Origin of the sequence: Sphingopyxis selenitireducens (genome assembly GCF_051550705.1) — a bacterium.
GTDB lineage: Bacteria > Pseudomonadota > Alphaproteobacteria > Sphingomonadales > Sphingomonadaceae > Sphingopyxis.
This window is the reverse complement of record NZ_JBPULG010000003.1, coordinates 640,603-656,470: the sequence shown is the minus strand read 5'-3', so window position 1 is coordinate 656,470 and position 15,868 is coordinate 640,603. Positions and strand designations below refer to the sequence as shown.

The 15,868-nt window shown below is 64.7% G+C and carries 15 protein-coding genes; 4 read left to right on the top strand and 11 right to left on the bottom strand.

From position 1 onward, the window contains the following. Positions 1 to 4: 4 nt before the first annotated feature. Positions 5 to 691 (bottom strand): guanitoxin biosynthesis heme-dependent pre-guanitoxin N-hydroxylase GntA, encoded by a 687-nt coding sequence (gntA, locus tag ACSYDV_RS13060; protein ID WP_438324244.1) that lies wholly within the window; start codon positions 689 to 691, stop codon positions 5 to 7. A 376-nt stretch (positions 692 to 1,067) separates the two neighbouring features. On the opposite strand from gntA, the gene ACSYDV_RS13055 reads away from it, so the two are divergent. The 4 genes from ACSYDV_RS13055 (at position 1,068) to ACSYDV_RS13040 (ending at position 7,565) form a co-directional block, all read left to right on the top strand. Continuing rightward, positions 1,068 to 1,649 carry an RNA polymerase sigma factor gene (locus tag ACSYDV_RS13055; RefSeq protein ID WP_438324243.1) on the top strand — a complete coding sequence of 194 codons (582 nt, stop codon included), beginning with the start codon at positions 1,068 to 1,070 and terminating at the stop codon, positions 1,647 to 1,649. Next, complete coding sequence (locus ACSYDV_RS13050) at positions 1,646 to 2,554, top strand: FecR family protein (RefSeq protein WP_438324242.1); 909 nt, start codon at positions 1,646 to 1,648, stop codon at positions 2,552 to 2,554. The genes ACSYDV_RS13055 and ACSYDV_RS13050 overlap by 4 nt, the downstream gene beginning before the upstream one ends. An 80-nt stretch (positions 2,555 to 2,634) precedes the next feature. Beyond that, positions 2,635 to 5,583, top strand: a complete 2,949-nt coding sequence (locus ACSYDV_RS13045; protein ID WP_438324241.1) for a TonB-dependent receptor plug domain-containing protein — start codon at positions 2,635 to 2,637, stop codon at positions 5,581 to 5,583. Beyond that, a complete protein-coding gene (locus tag ACSYDV_RS13040; protein WP_438324240.1) occupies positions 5,577 to 7,565 on the top strand; it encodes an Atxe2 family lasso peptide isopeptidase in 1,989 nt (662 codons plus the stop codon). Before ACSYDV_RS13045 ends, ACSYDV_RS13040 begins: the two co-directional genes overlap by 7 nt. Here ACSYDV_RS13040 and ACSYDV_RS13035 read toward each other — a convergent pair. From ACSYDV_RS13035 to ACSYDV_RS12990, 10 genes are all read right to left on the bottom strand, one after another. Then, positions 7,472 to 8,812: an asparagine synthase-related protein gene (locus ACSYDV_RS13035; protein ID WP_438324239.1), complete on the bottom strand. Its 1,341-nt coding sequence runs from the start codon at positions 8,810 to 8,812 to the stop codon at positions 7,472 to 7,474. The genes ACSYDV_RS13040 and ACSYDV_RS13035 overlap by 94 nt on opposite strands. 350 nt (positions 8,813 to 9,162) lie before the next feature. Next, positions 9,163 to 9,813, bottom strand: coding sequence for a lasso peptide biosynthesis B2 protein (locus ACSYDV_RS13030; RefSeq protein ID WP_438324238.1), 651 nt, complete (start codon positions 9,811 to 9,813; stop codon positions 9,163 to 9,165). A gap of 58 nt (positions 9,814 to 9,871) precedes the next feature. After that, positions 9,872 to 9,994 carry a hypothetical protein gene (locus ACSYDV_RS13025; RefSeq protein WP_438324237.1) on the bottom strand — a complete coding sequence of 41 codons (123 nt, stop codon included), beginning with the start codon at positions 9,992 to 9,994 and terminating at the stop codon, positions 9,872 to 9,874. Positions 9,995 to 10,064: 70 nt separating this feature from the next. Continuing rightward, entirely contained in the window at positions 10,065 to 10,187 is a 123-nt protein-coding gene (locus tag ACSYDV_RS13020) for a benenodin family lasso peptide (RefSeq protein WP_438324236.1), read from the bottom strand. A 98-nt stretch (positions 10,188 to 10,285) separates the two neighbouring features. Then, positions 10,286 to 10,909, bottom strand: coding sequence for a GntR family transcriptional regulator (locus ACSYDV_RS13015; RefSeq protein WP_438324235.1), 624 nt, complete (start codon positions 10,907 to 10,909; stop codon positions 10,286 to 10,288). After that, positions 10,906 to 11,829 carry a phytanoyl-CoA dioxygenase family protein gene (locus ACSYDV_RS13010; protein WP_438324234.1) on the bottom strand — a complete coding sequence of 308 codons (924 nt, stop codon included), beginning with the start codon at positions 11,827 to 11,829 and terminating at the stop codon, positions 10,906 to 10,908. Before ACSYDV_RS13010 ends, ACSYDV_RS13015 begins: the two co-directional genes overlap by 4 nt. 10 nt (positions 11,830 to 11,839) lie before the next feature. Then, positions 11,840 to 12,454 (bottom strand): acyl-homoserine-lactone synthase, encoded by a 615-nt coding sequence (locus ACSYDV_RS13005; RefSeq protein ID WP_438324233.1) that lies wholly within the window; start codon positions 12,452 to 12,454, stop codon positions 11,840 to 11,842. A gap of 138 nt (positions 12,455 to 12,592) precedes the next feature. Further along, positions 12,593 to 13,336, bottom strand: coding sequence for a helix-turn-helix transcriptional regulator (locus ACSYDV_RS13000; RefSeq protein ID WP_438324232.1), 744 nt, complete (start codon positions 13,334 to 13,336; stop codon positions 12,593 to 12,595). Between the two features lie 235 nt (positions 13,337 to 13,571). Beyond that, positions 13,572 to 14,507 (bottom strand): DUF2493 domain-containing protein, encoded by a 936-nt coding sequence (locus ACSYDV_RS12995; protein ID WP_438324231.1) that lies wholly within the window; start codon positions 14,505 to 14,507, stop codon positions 13,572 to 13,574. A gap of 311 nt (positions 14,508 to 14,818) precedes the next feature. Then, on the bottom strand, positions 14,819 to 15,859 hold the full coding sequence (locus ACSYDV_RS12990) for a DUF7146 domain-containing protein (RefSeq protein ID WP_438324230.1): 1,041 nt from the start codon (positions 15,857 to 15,859) through the stop codon (positions 14,819 to 14,821). Positions 15,860 to 15,868: the final 9 nt, after the last annotated feature.

Below are 15,868 nucleotides of genomic sequence, written 5' to 3'. Positions count from 1 at the left end.
AGGCTCAGGGCGCCGTGCTGCGCCCCGAGAACGGACAACGCCAATCGGGACCCACGGCCCGCCCCGAATATTGCCGTGCCTCCGACACATCGCCGTGATGCGCCAGCATCGGGTTCGCGCTGCCCGCAAGAGCGACGTCTCGCGCGATGATTTTGCCGCGCATTGTCTCGTAGACGTTGGACTCGCGCAGCTTCTCGAACTGGTCGTGAAGATTGAACACGAGTGCGGGGCGTTCGAATCGGCGCGCGGGTCGGCTCGCCCGGGGGTGGAGACCGACGACGAAGAAGGCCTCGCCGCCGAAGCTCAGCGAGAAATGCGGATCCTCGGGGCTGTGGCTGACGCGCGGATCGGGCGGCTGGCCCGCCCAGTCGTCTTTGCGGCTCAGCGATTCGAGCCGGTCCCACAGGCATGTCTCGAACGCTTCCTCGTCGAGCCCGCCATCCTCCTCGAAGATCACCACCAGCGAATGGAAGAGGCTGGGCGAACGCGCATAACTCCAGGCGAGATCGAGGAGGTTGGGGTAGATGCGAAGATCGTCCCAGGCCGAGCGCATATCGCGGCCTACAACGAAGCGAATCTGGCGCCGTGCCAGCGCAGATTTCGCTCCGACACAGGGAAACTCCGTGGCCCGGATGAAGGCCTGGAAGCGCTGCGCTAGCGGATGGAGACTGTCGTCGGTTGGCGGTAGCATCCTGCTGAAACCGACCCGTCTCGCGGCGGTTGCAGCAAGTTAACCTGGGTTGCGTCGATTCCGCGGCCGCTGCCCGTCGCACGTTCCTGCAGTCGGTACGCGGCCGGCGAAGAGATCGATTCATATTGGACGAAGTTCAGCGACACAGGCTTGCTCTGACGCTACGGCAAGCTATGCTCGCCCTGCATCGGGCACGAAGGCGCACGGTGCCGGAGCGTAAGAACTTCGATCGGAGCCTTGTGATATTCCCATCCGTTGCCGGGTGGCCGACGCGTATGTCCAGGCCTTCGGGCTAAAGGCGGCGGCGCATATTTCCGAATATGTTCTTACCATCCCGGCATCCCCGCCCTCCGGTCCGACCGGTAGGCGAGATGGAATGGATTATGACGACGCCCCTTCGGCAGGCCGCGGCCTGCCGTCAGGCACTCCGCTTCCCCCCGAGGACTGGGCCGGTCACGGCCACGAAGCGCGGATGGAAGATCTCTATGCTTCGCACCATGCCCGGGTCGCAGGAATCTTCCGGCGCAATGTGCCGCCGCAGGAAGTGCCCGATCTCGTCCAGGAGACCTTCCGGAGGCTGATGTCGGCCAAGGGCTATGGGGCGGGCTTTCTCGAGGCGCCCGCCGCCTATCTCGCGTCCGCAGCGCGCAGCATCCTCAAAAACCGGTCGCGCTCGGGAGTGCGCAGTCACGTCCAGTCGCATCAGAGTTTCGAAGACCAGCTGCATCCGGGCCCCGATCCACACGCCGTTCTGGAGCAGCGCGACCTGCTGCGCCGCGCGGAGGACGCGATCGCTGCGCTCGATCCAGCCACAAGGGATGTTTTCCTGATGCACAGGCTCGATGATCTCAGCTACTCCGAGATTAGTCGAATCAAGGGCATGAGTCTGAAACGGGTGGAAAAACATATCGCCAAGGCCCTCAAAGCGATCCGCAGGGCACGAGACACGCGGCCGTGAGGCGCGCAGACAGCGAGGCGGCGGACTGGGCCGCAACGATGCACGGCGCACCCACCGACAAGGAGCGTGCGGCCTTCGACGCGTGGTATGCGCGGCCGGGACATGCCGAAGCCTATGCGATGGCAGAGGAACATTATATGCTGGGAGCCAGAATGTCGCGCGAGCGGATCGGCGCCAGGTCTCGCGGACCCCGTAGCGCGCCCGGCAGGCTCCGCTGGGCCGTCGCCGGAATCGCGGCGGTGGGCATTGCCCTCGGCTTTGCCTGGCATGTCCATAAGGGCGGCGATGTCCAACAGATTGTCGCCGGACCGATGTTGCCCGGCCAGCTCCGCCTCGCCGATGGCTCGACGGTCACGCTGATGGATGGTGCATGGGCCGAACCTCAGTTCACGACGACTGAGCGGCGCGTGCGGCTTCACGGCGGGCGCGCCCGCTTCGAGGTCGCCCGTGACACCGGCCGACCGTTCGTCGTCGTCGCAGGGCGGTCGGAGACCGTCGCACTTGGCACGGTGTTCGAGATCGATGCCCGCGAGGCCAGCACGAAGGTGAAGCTGTTCCATGGCTCGGTCGAGGTTCGCCTCACCGGCACCGCAAAGGCACTCCGCCTCGCTCCGGGCGAGCGTGCGGAGGTCCCCGATACCGGGCCGCGTCTCTTGCCCGAGATGGCAAGCCCCGTGCCGGCGGCGATGCTCGCGGCAAATAATCTGCCGCTCGGGGCGGTTCTCGACGCGGCGAACAAGACCGGCGGAAGGACGATCCGCCTCTCAGACCAGACGCTCGCCTCTCTCCCGGTTGCCGGGCGATTTGACGTGTCCGACGGCGAGAGCCTCGCTCGAAAACTTGCCGCCGCGCTAGGTCTCGTCGCCGAGATCAATGGCGAAGACATCATCCTCAGGAAAAAATAATTCCCACCAGGAGGGGGGATATCCCCCGGCCGGTGTTTTGCACCCCCAGACGGCCAACAGCGGCCGCTTGGGGAGATATGATGAAGACCAGTTTATTCGCGGCGATGCTCGCATCGGGCACCGCAGCCATCGCGATTCAGGCACCCGCGGCGCAGGCCAAGACGCAGGCGGGGCAGCAAGATTACAATGTCGCCGCCCAGAATCTCGACACCGCACTGCAGCGCTATTCGGAAATTTCCGGCCTTGAGGTGATCGCGTCCGGGACGCTCATCAGCGGGAAGCGCAGCGGCCGCGTCACAGGCAGGTTCCACCCGGATGTCGCGCTCTTCCGCCTCCTTTCGGGCACCGGGCTTGTCGCCGAACTCGTAGAGGGCACGTTGGTCCTCCGCGAGGAAAGCGGCGATGCCGGAGCAGCGGGATCGACGGGCGGCGCCGAAACCTCGCCCGAGGCAATAATCGTCACCGGCTCTCGCATCCGGGGTGCCGGACCGACGGGTTCGCCCGTCGTCACCATCGATCGTGAAGCGATCGAGAAGAGCGGATATGGCACGGTCCAGCAGATGCTCCAGTCTTTGCCGCAGGCTTTCATGGGCGGATCGAACGAAACGACGACCGGCGCGACGACGCGCAATGGCACCGGCACCGATCCGACGCTCGGTTCCAGCATCAACCTGCGGGGTCTCGGCACCAATTCGACCCTCGTACTCATTGACGGTGCTCGCCCCGCTCTCGGCGGGACGGGCGGCGTATTCGCCGACATATCGTTGATCCCGATGACGGCCGTTGAGCGCATCGAAGTCCTGACCGACGGAGCGTCGGCGATCTACGGCGCCGACGCCGTTGCGGGTGTCGTGAATCTCCGCCTTCGAAATAACTTTGAGGGCGCCGAGACGGTCATGCGTGCGGGAACTGCAGACGGCGATATGACCGAAATTCTCTTCAGCCAGCTGTTCGGCAAAAAGTGGAGTGGCGGACATCTTGTGCTCGCCTATCAATATTCGGATCGCGGCGCGCTTGCCGCCCGCGAACGGGGCTTCGTGCGCGAAGACCTCCGGCCGTTCGGCGGACCCGACTATCGCTCGATCTATGCCAGCCCCGGCACGATTCGCGCGGCGAACGGTCAGCTCTTCGGCATTCCTGCCGGACAAGATGGCCGTGAGTTGACCTCGGCCCAGCTGCTTCCGGGCGTCCAGAACCGCCGCGACAACCGGATCGACACCGACATCCTGCCCCGTCAGCGCGTACATAGCTTCTATGCCGCAGCGGAGTTCGAGATCAGCGACAGCCTGACGTTTCGTGCGACAGCGCTCGCGGCGCAGCGGAAATATCACCGCATCAGCAATGTGACAGCGCTGCGAACCGCCCGCGTGCCCGTCACCAACCCCTTCTATGTCGACCCCATCGGCACCACCCAGCCGGTTCAGGTCACCTATGATTTCGTGAATGACGTCGGGCCTCAGATCAATGAGGGCCGCGTCCGCGCGATCACGACCACGGCAGGTCTGGAGCAGACCTTCGGCGATTGGCGGGTTCAGTTCGGCGGCGCCTTCGGAATGCAGAAGGGCAAGTCTTACACGCGCAACATCGTCAACAGTGCGAGGCTTGCCGTCGCACTCGCCGACACCGATCCCGAGACGTCGTTCAACGTCTTCGGCAACGGTTCGGCAAACAGCCCCGCGACGATCGACTTCATCCGCGGTAGCAACCAGACGATCGACGATTTCCGCAATTGGTCCGCCGCACTTCGTGCCGACGGCCCCCTGTTCCATTTGCCCGCAGGGAACGTGCGCCTTGCCGCCGGCGCGGAATACCGACGTGAACGCTACAACTATTACCGCATCCAGGATCTCAGCACACTAGCCCCCGTCGCAGCGCCCTATCCGGGTTTCCCGGGACCTCGCCACGTCAAGTCCGCCTATGCCGAATTGCTCGTTCCCGTCTTCGGGCCCGACAATGCGGCGCCGGGCTTCCGGAAACTCGACCTGACACTCGCTGGCCGCATCGAGGACTATAATCAGTTCGGCCGAACCGAGAACCCGAAGTTCAGCATCCGCTGGGAACCCGTCGACGGTCTTGCCTTTCGCGGATCCTACGGCACCTCGTTTCGGGCACCCCAGTTCGACGAACTGGTCGATCTATCGTTGTTCACGACGCTTTCGGTACCGGATCCGGCATCGCCGACCGGGTTCTCGAACGTGCTCGGTCTCTTTGGCTATGCGCCCGGAATCCAGCCCGAGAAAGCGACGACTTGGACCGCAGGCATCGACGTCGCACCCGCGTCAATTCCGGGCTTCAGGGCGTCGCTTACCTATTATAATGTCGACTACCGCGACCGCATAGGTACGCTCACCGAAGATTATCTGCGCTTTCTCACGGACCGGAACGTGTTCGGCGGCGTCGTGATCGACAATCCGCCGCTCGATCTGGTGCAATCCTATTTCAATCATCCGAGCTTCACCAACCCGATCGCGATCGCGCCGGGACAAGTCGTTGCGATCCTCGACGGGCAGACACGCAACCTCGCCCGCGAGCAACAGAAGGGCGTCGACTTCGACGTCGGTTACTCGCCGTATCTGGCGGGGGGAACGCTTGATCTCGGGGTTAGCGGCACGCACATTTTCTCGATCAGGAAGCAACTTTCTCCGGGAGCGGCGAGCAGCGAGTTCGTTGGTCTTTATGCGAGCCCGGTCAAATGGCGTCTTCGCGGCCGCCTCGGCTGGACAAGGGGCGATTTCAGCGCCAACGCCTTCGTCAATTACACCGACGGATATCGCAACCAGGTCGTGGTGCCCGACGAGTTCGTCACGTCATACACAACGGTCGATCTTACGTTGTCGCAGCGGATCGGCCCCAGCGCCGATAGTGGCGACGGACGCGGGTTACAGCTGAGCCTCGCGATCCAGAATCTCTTCGACCGGGACCCGCCCTATGTGAACAACAAGAGCCAGACCTCCGCCCTCGGCTATGACCCCGAAAAGGCCAGTCCGCTCGGCCGCATGATCTCGCTGCAGGCGGTCGTCCGGTGGTAAGTCATGCTGCGCTGCTCTCCGCTCTGGTGGCCTCGGCGCTGCCCGCAGCCGGCCTGGTGACGTCACGCGAAATCGCCGAGACTGCGGATATTTCGGGGATCACGGCGTCGCCCGATGGCCGCTGGATCGCCTATCGTATCGAGCGCCCCTCGACGATCACCAACCGGATCGATGTGGATTGGTATCTGGTGGCCTCCGATGGCAAATCGCGGCCGCGCGGGCTCGGGCGCACCGGGACCGCGATGTGGAACGACGCCGGGGTCGTCGAGCCGGGCGACGCGAAATGGTCTCCCGACAGCAAGGCGCTCGTGGTCCGCGCGCTCGTCGACGGCCGGGTCGCGCTCTGGTCTAGCTCGGTCAACGGTTCGGGATTTCGCGCGATCGCGGAAAGCCAAGGCGACATAGAGGCTTTCGCGTTTCAAGAAGACGGTTCACTCGTGACAAGGGAAGGACCAACGCGCGACCTCGTCGCCCGCACCGAGGAAGCCGAACGCGAAAGCGGCATTCTCGTCGATGGCCGAACCGACCTCGCCCAGCCCCTGTTCCGGGGCGCCCTGATCAACGGTCGAGCCGCCAGCCAGCGCTTCTCGAACGACTGGTTCGATCGCGGGCCGCTGCTTTCATCGAACCCCCGGACCTTCACGGTGCGGCGCGAAGGCGACGAACCGCGCCCGGCCGATGAGCGCGAGAGGGGATTGCTCGCACCGCTGCCAAATCCGGTTCGGCTTCTCACGAGCGATCTGCCGCCCGATCTTCGAAGCGCACTCGAAGGGCAGAATGTCTGCAAGGAAAAGGTTGGCTGCGCAGCCGAGCTTCGCCGGCTCTCCTGGTGGATCGAATTGCCGGATGACGACGCAATCGTCGCGACCCACGATGCCGACTACCGACAATCTCTGCAGCGTTGGTCGCAGAACGCGCGCACGCTTACGAAGCTGACCTCATCCGAGGGGCAGTTATCGGCGGACCAGCGGTACTTCGCTCCGTGCACGGCAGCGGCTTATGCCATCTTCTGCGTCGAGGCGGCGGCGGCTCTCCCGCCGCGCCTCGTCCGCATCGACCGCCACGGCCGCAAGCAGATCATCGATTCCCCGAACCCCAATCCTGACCACGATGGGCTCCTTGCCGAGAGGATCGTGTGGCAGGCGGGCGGCAGCCGCGCGTCGGGCATTTTGTTCCGCCCGAAGATCCCCGGGCGGCTGCCGCTCTTCGTCACCTACTACAGCTGTTCGGGCCACCTGCGTGGCGGCGTCGGTAATGAATGGCCGCTACGCGCCTTGGCCGCGAACGGGATCGCAGCGCTCTGCATCAATGCCGTTCCCGGACCCAACGACCGGGCATCGCGATATGCAAAGGGTCTCGAAGCAGTGGAGAGCGTCACGAAATTGCTGTCCGAGCAAGGAATCATCGACTCATCTCATGTTGGTATGGGGGGACTGAGCTTCGGAAGCGAGGTCACCATGGTCACTGCGACCCGGAGCGATCTGCTGAAGGCGGCCTCGATCGCTTCGGTCCAGATCGAACCGAGTTACTATTGGTTCAACGCACGCCCCGGCCGCGAGACGTTTACGGACAACCTTCGTGAGACCTGGCATCTCGGGACGCCCGACGAAACGCCAGCCGAATGGAAGCTTTTGTCACCGGCACTTCGGACAGACGCAATCACCGCGCCGGTCCTGATGCAACTTCCGGAACAGGAGATGCGGCTGTCGATCGAACTCGTCAGCAGGCTCGCAACCGCGCGCAAGGGAGAGACGCACGTATTTCCCTATGCCCCGCATATCAAGGTCGAGCCGCGACAAAAGCTCGCGGCCTATGAACGCAACCTCGACTGGTTCCGTTACTGGCTCAAGGGCGAGACCGACCCGGATCCTGCGAAGGAAGAGCAGTATCAGCGCTGGGCAAAGCTACTCGCGAACGGCACTCCAGACTCGACTGCCCGGACCCAGCGTTCGACATCACCGATCTCGATCAACCGGAAATAGTCGAATTCGCCGTCGGTGAGATCACGCTTCAGATAATCCTCTATGGCCGGAGCGTCGAGCATCTTTCGCTCGGCGAGCCGGCCACCGAGGAGCAGGTCTCGCAGTTCCGACCTTTGCCGAAGATAGGCTGAGGCGCAGAGCGCCTCCATCCGTCCCTTTCCTTGCCGCCAGGCGATTTGTGGAGGCAAGTGGTCTGCGAAAGCGGCGCGTGCCACCGCGCGGTTACGGCCTCCGGCGAACCAATAGTCGCTCGGCACCGACAGACAATATTCCACGACGGGTGCCGACAGAAGCGGCGCGAAGACATCCCTCCCGTGCCATCGGCCGGGACGGTCGAGAAAGTCGAGAATGCGGCGAATGGATTCAACATGGTTGCGTTCTGCCTGGCTGAAACATTCGGCCCCCGCGTCCCACGGATGGGCAGGCGGCCTTTCGGGCATCGCCGCCTCGCAAATATAGCTCAAGTCGCGGCGCCAGCCGACGCGCGGCCCGGCGCGGTGCGCGCGCCGGCTCAGCCGCGCCGCCTCCCAGATCGTGGCACCGCTCGCTCGAGCCACATCGCGCATTATCGCGAAGGTACGACGCGACAGCCCGAATCTCGCATAGCTTTCCAAAATGGGAGCGACCGTGGTGTCAAACTGGAAGACACTGTCTCCGCCGATGCCGCCAAAGATCGGGATAGCCGGATCGGTCACATTTGCGTTGAAAGCGCGATCGAGCCCGCTCAGTACGCTATAGGCACCGGGCCTCGCCGTTATTGCCTCCGGAAGAGCGATCAGGTCGATACAGCGATCGTCATGCTCGACTTCAGCCAACGCGATTGCGCAATGCGATGCGACCGCCCGCGCGAAGATGCGTTCATCGCCCTCGGCATCACGCGTTGCGAAGTTAATAGCCGTGAAATCGGCGCCGACTGCCTTCAGCGCTGCCGTCACGATCGAGCTGTCGAGACCGCCCGAGAGTTCGACAAGAATGTCGCGCCGCGTGGCGTTCCAAGCGGCGACAGTCTCGACGATCCGGCCGTAAAGACCGGCAGCGGCCTCGGCAAAGCTTCCCGCGAAGCGATTTGCAACAAAGTCCCAAGGAGTCCATGTCGGACTGACGACAACCTCGCGCCCGTCGAACGCCAACTGCGTCCCCGGCATCAACTCATGCACATCTGACAGCCCCGTCCGGGCGCTTCGGAGATTGACGAAGGCAAGCGATGCCGCGACGAAGTCCCAGTCGATTTCCCGCGGCCCCGTCAAACGCTGAACTGCGCCTGCTTCCGATCCAACAACCACCCCGCCACCACGCCTGCTCCAATAGACAGGCATTCCCGTCAGAGCTGCGCGATCAACATTTGGCCCGGAGCTATGCGTCCCGAACGCCACAAAACTCCCCCAATGTCCGGCCGATCGGGCCTCCGCCGTTGAGATCGGGAAGCAGTCACCGACAAGGATGTCGCCTCCCCCTTGCCGCCGGACGGTGAGGTTCTTGCTAGCGAAGAGCATCCGCCCTGGCGACAGATCGATAGCGCTGAGCCCGCCCTGCCTGGCAGCGTCCGCGATATCCCCGGCGCTCTCGACATCCCCAAAAAAGCCAAGGAACCCGCCTCTCATGCTACCACCAATATCGGCGTGTAGCTGCGTGCCTCTGCTGCCGTGCCGGTCAGAACGAACGATGAGTTCTGGAGCCAGCAATGCGCTCTGAAGGGGGCAAGCCTGACGCCGAAGACGAGGGTCGAGCGAAGACCGCGCGACAGGAGAATATGGTCGAGAGCGAGGGCGTCGATGAGGCAGCGCTGAGGGACCGGGTTAACCCACCGGCAGGCAGAATAACTCGCAGCCAGCTTCTCGGCGGCCCCATCGCCCGGACCGGCTGCGATCGCGGCGCGGCGGGCACGACAAGACTCGATCGTTCGCGCGATCCGATCGGGTTCCATGGCGCGCCGCGCCCGCCGCAGCGCCAGCACCGAAGCGAGCGCCATAGGCAAGCTGAAGCCACCGCCTGTCGCCGCAAGGTCGCGGCCAGGAATATGAACTGCTGCCGGAGACAGGAGGTGCGGACCTTTGCAACTCGATAGTAGTCCGGTCGCGATGAGCCGGGTCATGGCCTCGCTGTCATTTGGCGCGCCAGCGCGCAACCGCTCGAAAGTCGATCGATTCTCGCCCTCAAGCGCGATATATTTGTCGCGGCGGAGATCGAGGAAGACACGCTCGCGTCCCACCTCGCAAAAGCCCGTCCCGGGTGCCAGCGTCCAGCCCATCTCGAGAGCTCCAGTATAATCGGGAGCCTGGCCACTCGGCCGGCTCCCGACATGTCGATCAGTCCTGAGTCAGACCCGCCCAGTCTTCCCGGCCACCCATTTCCAGCGGCAAGCCGTGTTCGCCAGCGGTATCGGCCGTGACGGTGCCGAGATCGACGAAGCTGTTGGTTTCGACGTCCATGGTTCATTTCCTTTGAATGAGATCGGAACAGCAGCCGGGAGCCGGCACCGCCGGCCCCCGACCGGGAGTGTCAGTCCTGGCGGAGTCCGGTGACGAGCTCCCTACCGCCCGGCTCGGCGCCGAATTCGATGCCGCCGGCGGTGTCGGCCGAGACGCTGCCGAGTTCGATCAGCTCATTGTCGTGACGATCCATGATCATATCCTTTTCAAATGGCCGCGGGATTGCGGCACAGAAAAGGCTACGCCCCTCCCCTCATATAGGAATTTTATACGGCCCATATTTTCCGAACATTATCTGAGCGGCTCCGTCCGCCGCGTCATCTCGGCCGCGACCCTCCCAGCAAGCCGGGCTCGCCGGCCGTGGAAGCGGGTGATTTTGCTGCGCAAAGCGCTCCATCTTCCGAAGCGATAATCCTCGACCATCGCCTTCAGCGCATCATGGGCCCCCTCGTCGACACGGACCTCGACTTTGCGAAAGATGGCACTTCGCTCGACGACATTGATGATAGCAAAGCGCAATTCGGCGTTCGGATGACCCGAAGCAATCGTGCGGAAGAGCGCATCGATCGAGTCGGAATATTCGGGGCGAGTCTCGATCTCGATGAGCCCGCCCGGCTGGTCCGGGCGCGGCACCCTGCCACGGAGCGCAAGCGCGAGAAGGTCGCCCGCCCAGCGATAGAGTGCAACGAGATCGGCTTCGGTCAGCTGCGGCTGCCGGAATCCCTCCAGGTGCCAGCTCTCGATGATGCGCTCGCCGGATAGCCGGTAGAGCGCGTCGCGCACCGGGGTTGCGCTTGCAGCCAGCGTTCGCGCGAGATTGGCTGCATCGAGACGGGTGCCAGGCGGATAGGCGCCCGCCAAGATGCGCGCCTTGAGGTCGAGATAGACGCGCTGCATCGTCGCGCCCGGACTCATGCCGCCAGCGGCCCGCCGACGGCCGCCTCCCCGACTTCACGGCGCTGAGCCGCGACATGCTGTGCAAGCAAAGCCTGCTGGTCCGGACGCAGGGCATCGACCGCAGCGATCGGATCCTCGGGATAGCCGTCAAACAGCACCGAAGGACATTGGCCCTCGAAGTTCCCGAGATTGGGGCGGTGTTGCGCATAGCCGGCGAGCGCCGCCAGCTCGGGAGAGAAATCCCGCGCGACCTCGGGTGGATAGGCCAGCCACTGGTTCTCATAAGGTTTGAGCCAGCCAAGACAGTAGCTGACGATGATGCCGCGCCGCACGCCGGAACTCAGGTTCGGCCCTGCCCCGTGGAGCGTCGAGCCCAGGAAGACAATCGCATCGCCGGGCTCGGACTCGGCGACAATCGGCGCTTCCTTGGGCTCCTCGACGAGCGCTTCGACGCCGTGACTGCGTGGCCAGATGATCGTTCCGCCATTCTCCGCCGTGAATGGGCTCAACGGCCACATGACATTGACGAGATATTCGACGTCGCCGAGCGCCCCCTGCCACATATCCTGATCCCTGTGAGGAAATTGGGGCAGCGCGCCTGGATGCAGCTCGATCGCCTGCGCGAGATTGAGCTGGATCCGCTCGCACCAGTTGCCGAGCGCGAGCTCTGCGAGCCCGAGAATTGCCGCGTTCATCACGAGATCTGCCATCCTGGGCGACCGGATCAGGAGACGCCCGAACCGCTTGGTCCGCTCGCCGTAAAAGCCACCTTCGCAAAAAGGCGTTGCGGCGTAGCGCGGAGCGAGGTCCGCGGCGATCGCGCCGATCAGGTCGCGCGGCGCTGCGCCGCGCAAGACAGTGTAGCCATTGCCCATGAGGGCAGGACCAGCAGCGCTGCAGTGCGCGGCCGGGCCGGGGAATTGCGGGTTGATGATCATGTCCGCCTCCTCATGCCGCGCGCGCAGCGGATGCCGCCGCCGTGCTGCCGACGATGCCCGCATCCGCGAGCTTCCGCGGCGTGCTCTCGTCGATATCGATGCGAAGCGCGACGAGCGCCTGTCCGCGGTAAAGCACTGGCTCACCGAGCGCCCGGCAATCCCAGCCGAAGGTCTCGACCTGCCGGAACCAAGAGAGTTCGGCGACCCCTGTGTAAACGGCTATGCCATTTGCGAGCGCATAGTCGGCAAGGCCTACCAGCAGTGCGTCGCGTGCGGTGCGTCGCTGCCGCGCCCCGATGCCCGGCGAAAGGCAGAAGCGCGTGATCTCCAATATGTCCGTCCCTTGCGGCACTGCGCCGTCGACCAGCTCGGAAAAGAGCGTGTCGAGAAGCGCCGGACGGGTCGTCAGCAGCAGCCGGGCCGATGCCAGATGATTGCCCTCGGGGTCGGAGATGATCAGATATGTCGCATCTTCATCGTCGAAATGATCAAGCTCGAACCGTCCGGCCAGCGCCGGCAGGTCCCATTTCAGGAGATCGATGAAGACACGCTTGCGCGCCTCGAACATCGAGCGGAGCATCAGATGCTCGCGCGTACGGTTCCGGTGATCGACTATATGCAGCATGGATTCGCCTCCGTTGGAAAAGAGGCGTTCCAATTGAACCGCTTTTTGCGCCGCCACCATAGCATGATCGGGGGGTGTCGGTCGATTTTCCCGAGGCGGCTTGTCAGGCTGCTTTTCGAGCGCCCCCGGCGCGCCCGGTCAGTGCTTCGCGATGTCGGCAAAGCTGATATCGCCGTCGTAGAGCGCGCGTACGGTGAGCACGATCCCCCCATTCGCGTCGTAGCGCTGCCGTGCGTTTCTGAGATGCTCGCGCACGGTGTCGGGGCTGAGGTCGAGAATCCGCCCGATCCGCCAGATCGGGTTGCCGCGCGCCGCATGAATGAGGCAATCGCGCTGGCGGTCGGTGAGCCTCGGGCCGAGGCGCGACAGACCGGGGTTTCCGAGCCGCCGCGCCGCCTCGAACGCCGGTCCGCCGATCGAGCGGGCGAATTCGAGCGCGAGCGGGCTGGGCGTGCGGTCCGGCGCTGCTGCGAAGGATACCGAACCAAAAGCTTCGCCCGGGATGTGCGCCGGCACCGTCAGACCATCGCCAATGCCGTGCCGGTTCGCTTCCTCCAGGATGACATCGTCGCCCGCGCGCGGCGGATCGACATTTTTCATGTCGTGCCAGAGAAAGCCCGCCATGCTGCGCTGGCTCGCCCGGTGAACCGGATCCGACACCCCGAGCCGCTGCTCGTCGAACCAGCGAGCCCAGTCCGGGGGATAGTTATGGACACGAACGCCCTTGTCAGGCGCGGCGAGAAAATCGACATGATGGCTGAGGGCGAACCAGGAGCATCCCATGCGTGCGCATGCTTCTTCCAGCAGGTCAGCAAGCCCGGCTTCGTCCTTCACGCGCGTGAGGTCGAGCGCAAAAGCATGCGCAGCGTCCATCGTCGGCATAGCGACCCATGGCGCGCAGATCGACGTTTCCGACCGTCCGGACCGCGAGCCCCTCGTCTGTGCCGACGGGCCGCGCCCTCTTACAAGGCCACCCGATGGCGACGCCTCGATCGCTGCTGGTCGGGGCGATCGTGTGGAAATGTGAAAGTGCGGGCCAAATCCATATTTTTCAAATATATTCGGGAGATATCACCAGATTGAGGATATCTCCCGAGATACGCGGGTGCTGGTCATTTTACGCTTCCCGCTTGCGGAAATCCCAGACCGAAATGCCGAGCTTGCGCGCCTTATCGGCAAAATTGTCCTGTATGCCGTTTCCGGGAAAAGCGATGACTCCCACGGGAAGTGCTTCGAGTATCCGGTCGTTGCGTTTGAATGGCGCCGCCTTGCCGTGTTTGGTCCAGTCGGGCCGAAATGCGACCTGAGCCACCTGCCGCCTCTCGGCCCAGCAGGCAGCAGCCCGCTCTGCACCCGCCGCGCCGGCGCCGTGGAGCAGCACCATGTCCGGATGGCGCACCAGCGCCTTGTCGAGCGTGTCCCAGATGAGACGATGATCGCCAAAGTCATTGCCTCCCGTCAGCGCAATTCGCGTGCCGGCAGGCAGCAGCGCCGCGGCGCGGGCACGCAGCCGGGCGTCAAGAAAATCGCGGCTGTCGATCACTGCCGCGGTCAACGACCTGTGACTGGAGCGGGATCCGGTGCGCGGCATCCACGCCTTGCGGACATGCTGGCGGAACTGGTCAGCTGCGGCCTCACGGAAGAATTCCATCGTGTCGCGGCGCTCGATGAGGGTAATACCCTGAGCGGTCGCCCCTTCGAGTTCGACCGAGCGGATTTCGCTGCCGTCCTGCTCCCGCTGGAGCTTGCGTTGAAGTTGCTCATTGTCGTCGAGACTGCGCTCGATCCGTTCGCCGGCGCGGTGGAAGACATGGACAAGGTTCCAGAGCAGGTCCTCGAGATCGGGCTCGATCCGCGTGTCCTCAAGGCAGCCCGCGATGGCATCGAACATGTCGGCGACGGCTCCGCCGGCGAGATGCGGATCGGGCAGCGGCCGCGGGTCGGGCTCGTCTTCGAAGGGTCGGTGTCCGTAGAGCTGCATTTCCTGGAGAAGATAGGCGGTCGAACCGGGTTCGGGATCGCTCGGTCGGTCGGGGGCGGGATCGCATGTCATCATTGTTCTCCGTCTGCCGGCCGCGCCTTTCGCGGCCTTCGTGGCGACGCCCCGCGCCCGCGCGGTGGCCGCTGCACCGCGGCCCTTGCCGCGGCCGAAGCGCAGCGAAGGATTGCGGGCCGAGGCTATTTTGTTTCGCGATGCAAAGGGGCCAGGGGCCCCGGCGGAAAATAGTCGAGGCCAAGCCATTGCGGCGGCCACCGCGCGGGCGCAGTCGCCCTCTCACGAAGGCCGAATGCGCGGGTGCCCGGGGAAATAGCCGTGGCGCGACCCGCCCCGCCGCTGTTCGCCCCTGCCTTCCGGCCGCCCGCCTAGCTGCGAAGCAGATCCCGGTCGCCTCGGGAGAGCTGGGTCCGCAAAGACGCGCCGATCCGCTCGCGGCCGAGGCTCTGGAGATCATGATTGAAATCCTCGTGATGCGGCTCGAGTGACAGCAGTTCGATACCGGCGACGGCGGCGCGCTCGGCGAGCGCGTCGAAGGCGTGCGCGCCGGCAGGATCGCGGTCGCGGGCGACATAGAGACGCGACAAAGAAGGCGGGAAGCCGATGGCAGCGAGATGGGCAGACGACAGGCCCGCGATCGCGGACATGGACGGCAGGAGTTCACGGACCGACAGCAAGGTCTCGATGCCTTCCCCCGCCACCATCACCGGAGCGGCGCTGCCGAAACGCACGCCATGACCGAGAAGAGAACCCATCGCGCGGCGCGGATAGGCGATCGGCGCCTTGCTCGGCGCGGCGACGTCGAGCCAGGTGCGGTGCACGCCCGTCAGCTTGCCGTTGTCGTCGGTGACCGCGGCAATCATCGCCGGCCATGCCTTCCGGCAGTCCGGCGCATCGTCTGCGGAGGGGCGGTAATAGCAGCGCGGATGATAGCGCAGCGCTCCCCACTCGTGACCACCCATGATGCCTCGCTCAGCAAGATAGGTGGCCGCGCGCGTCGACGGGATCGGGCTCGCGGCGGTCCAGAGACGCTCGGCCGCCGCGATCGACCCCGTCGCCGCCTTTCGCCGCGGCCGATGGCCGGCCGCGGGCAGGTCGTCGGCCGCAGGCAGGCTCAGGAAGAGGCGCGCCTCGGCGAGCGTGTCGCGAAAGCTCGCATGGCCGCACGCGGCGGCGATGACGTCGAGCAGGTCGCCATGGTCTCCGCTCGCGGCGTCGGTCCATTTGCCTGACGCACGTGCGAGGTCGCCACCTTCCAGCCGGACATAGAGGCTGCGCCCCGGCGTGTTGCGGACGTCCCCAACAAGCCAATAATGGCCCTCGCGCCGCCCGTTCGACAGATAGCGACGGCACACGGCCTCGGCATTCTCGCCGAGCCGGCGCGCGATGTCTGATGCTGGACTTTCCATGCGAGGCTC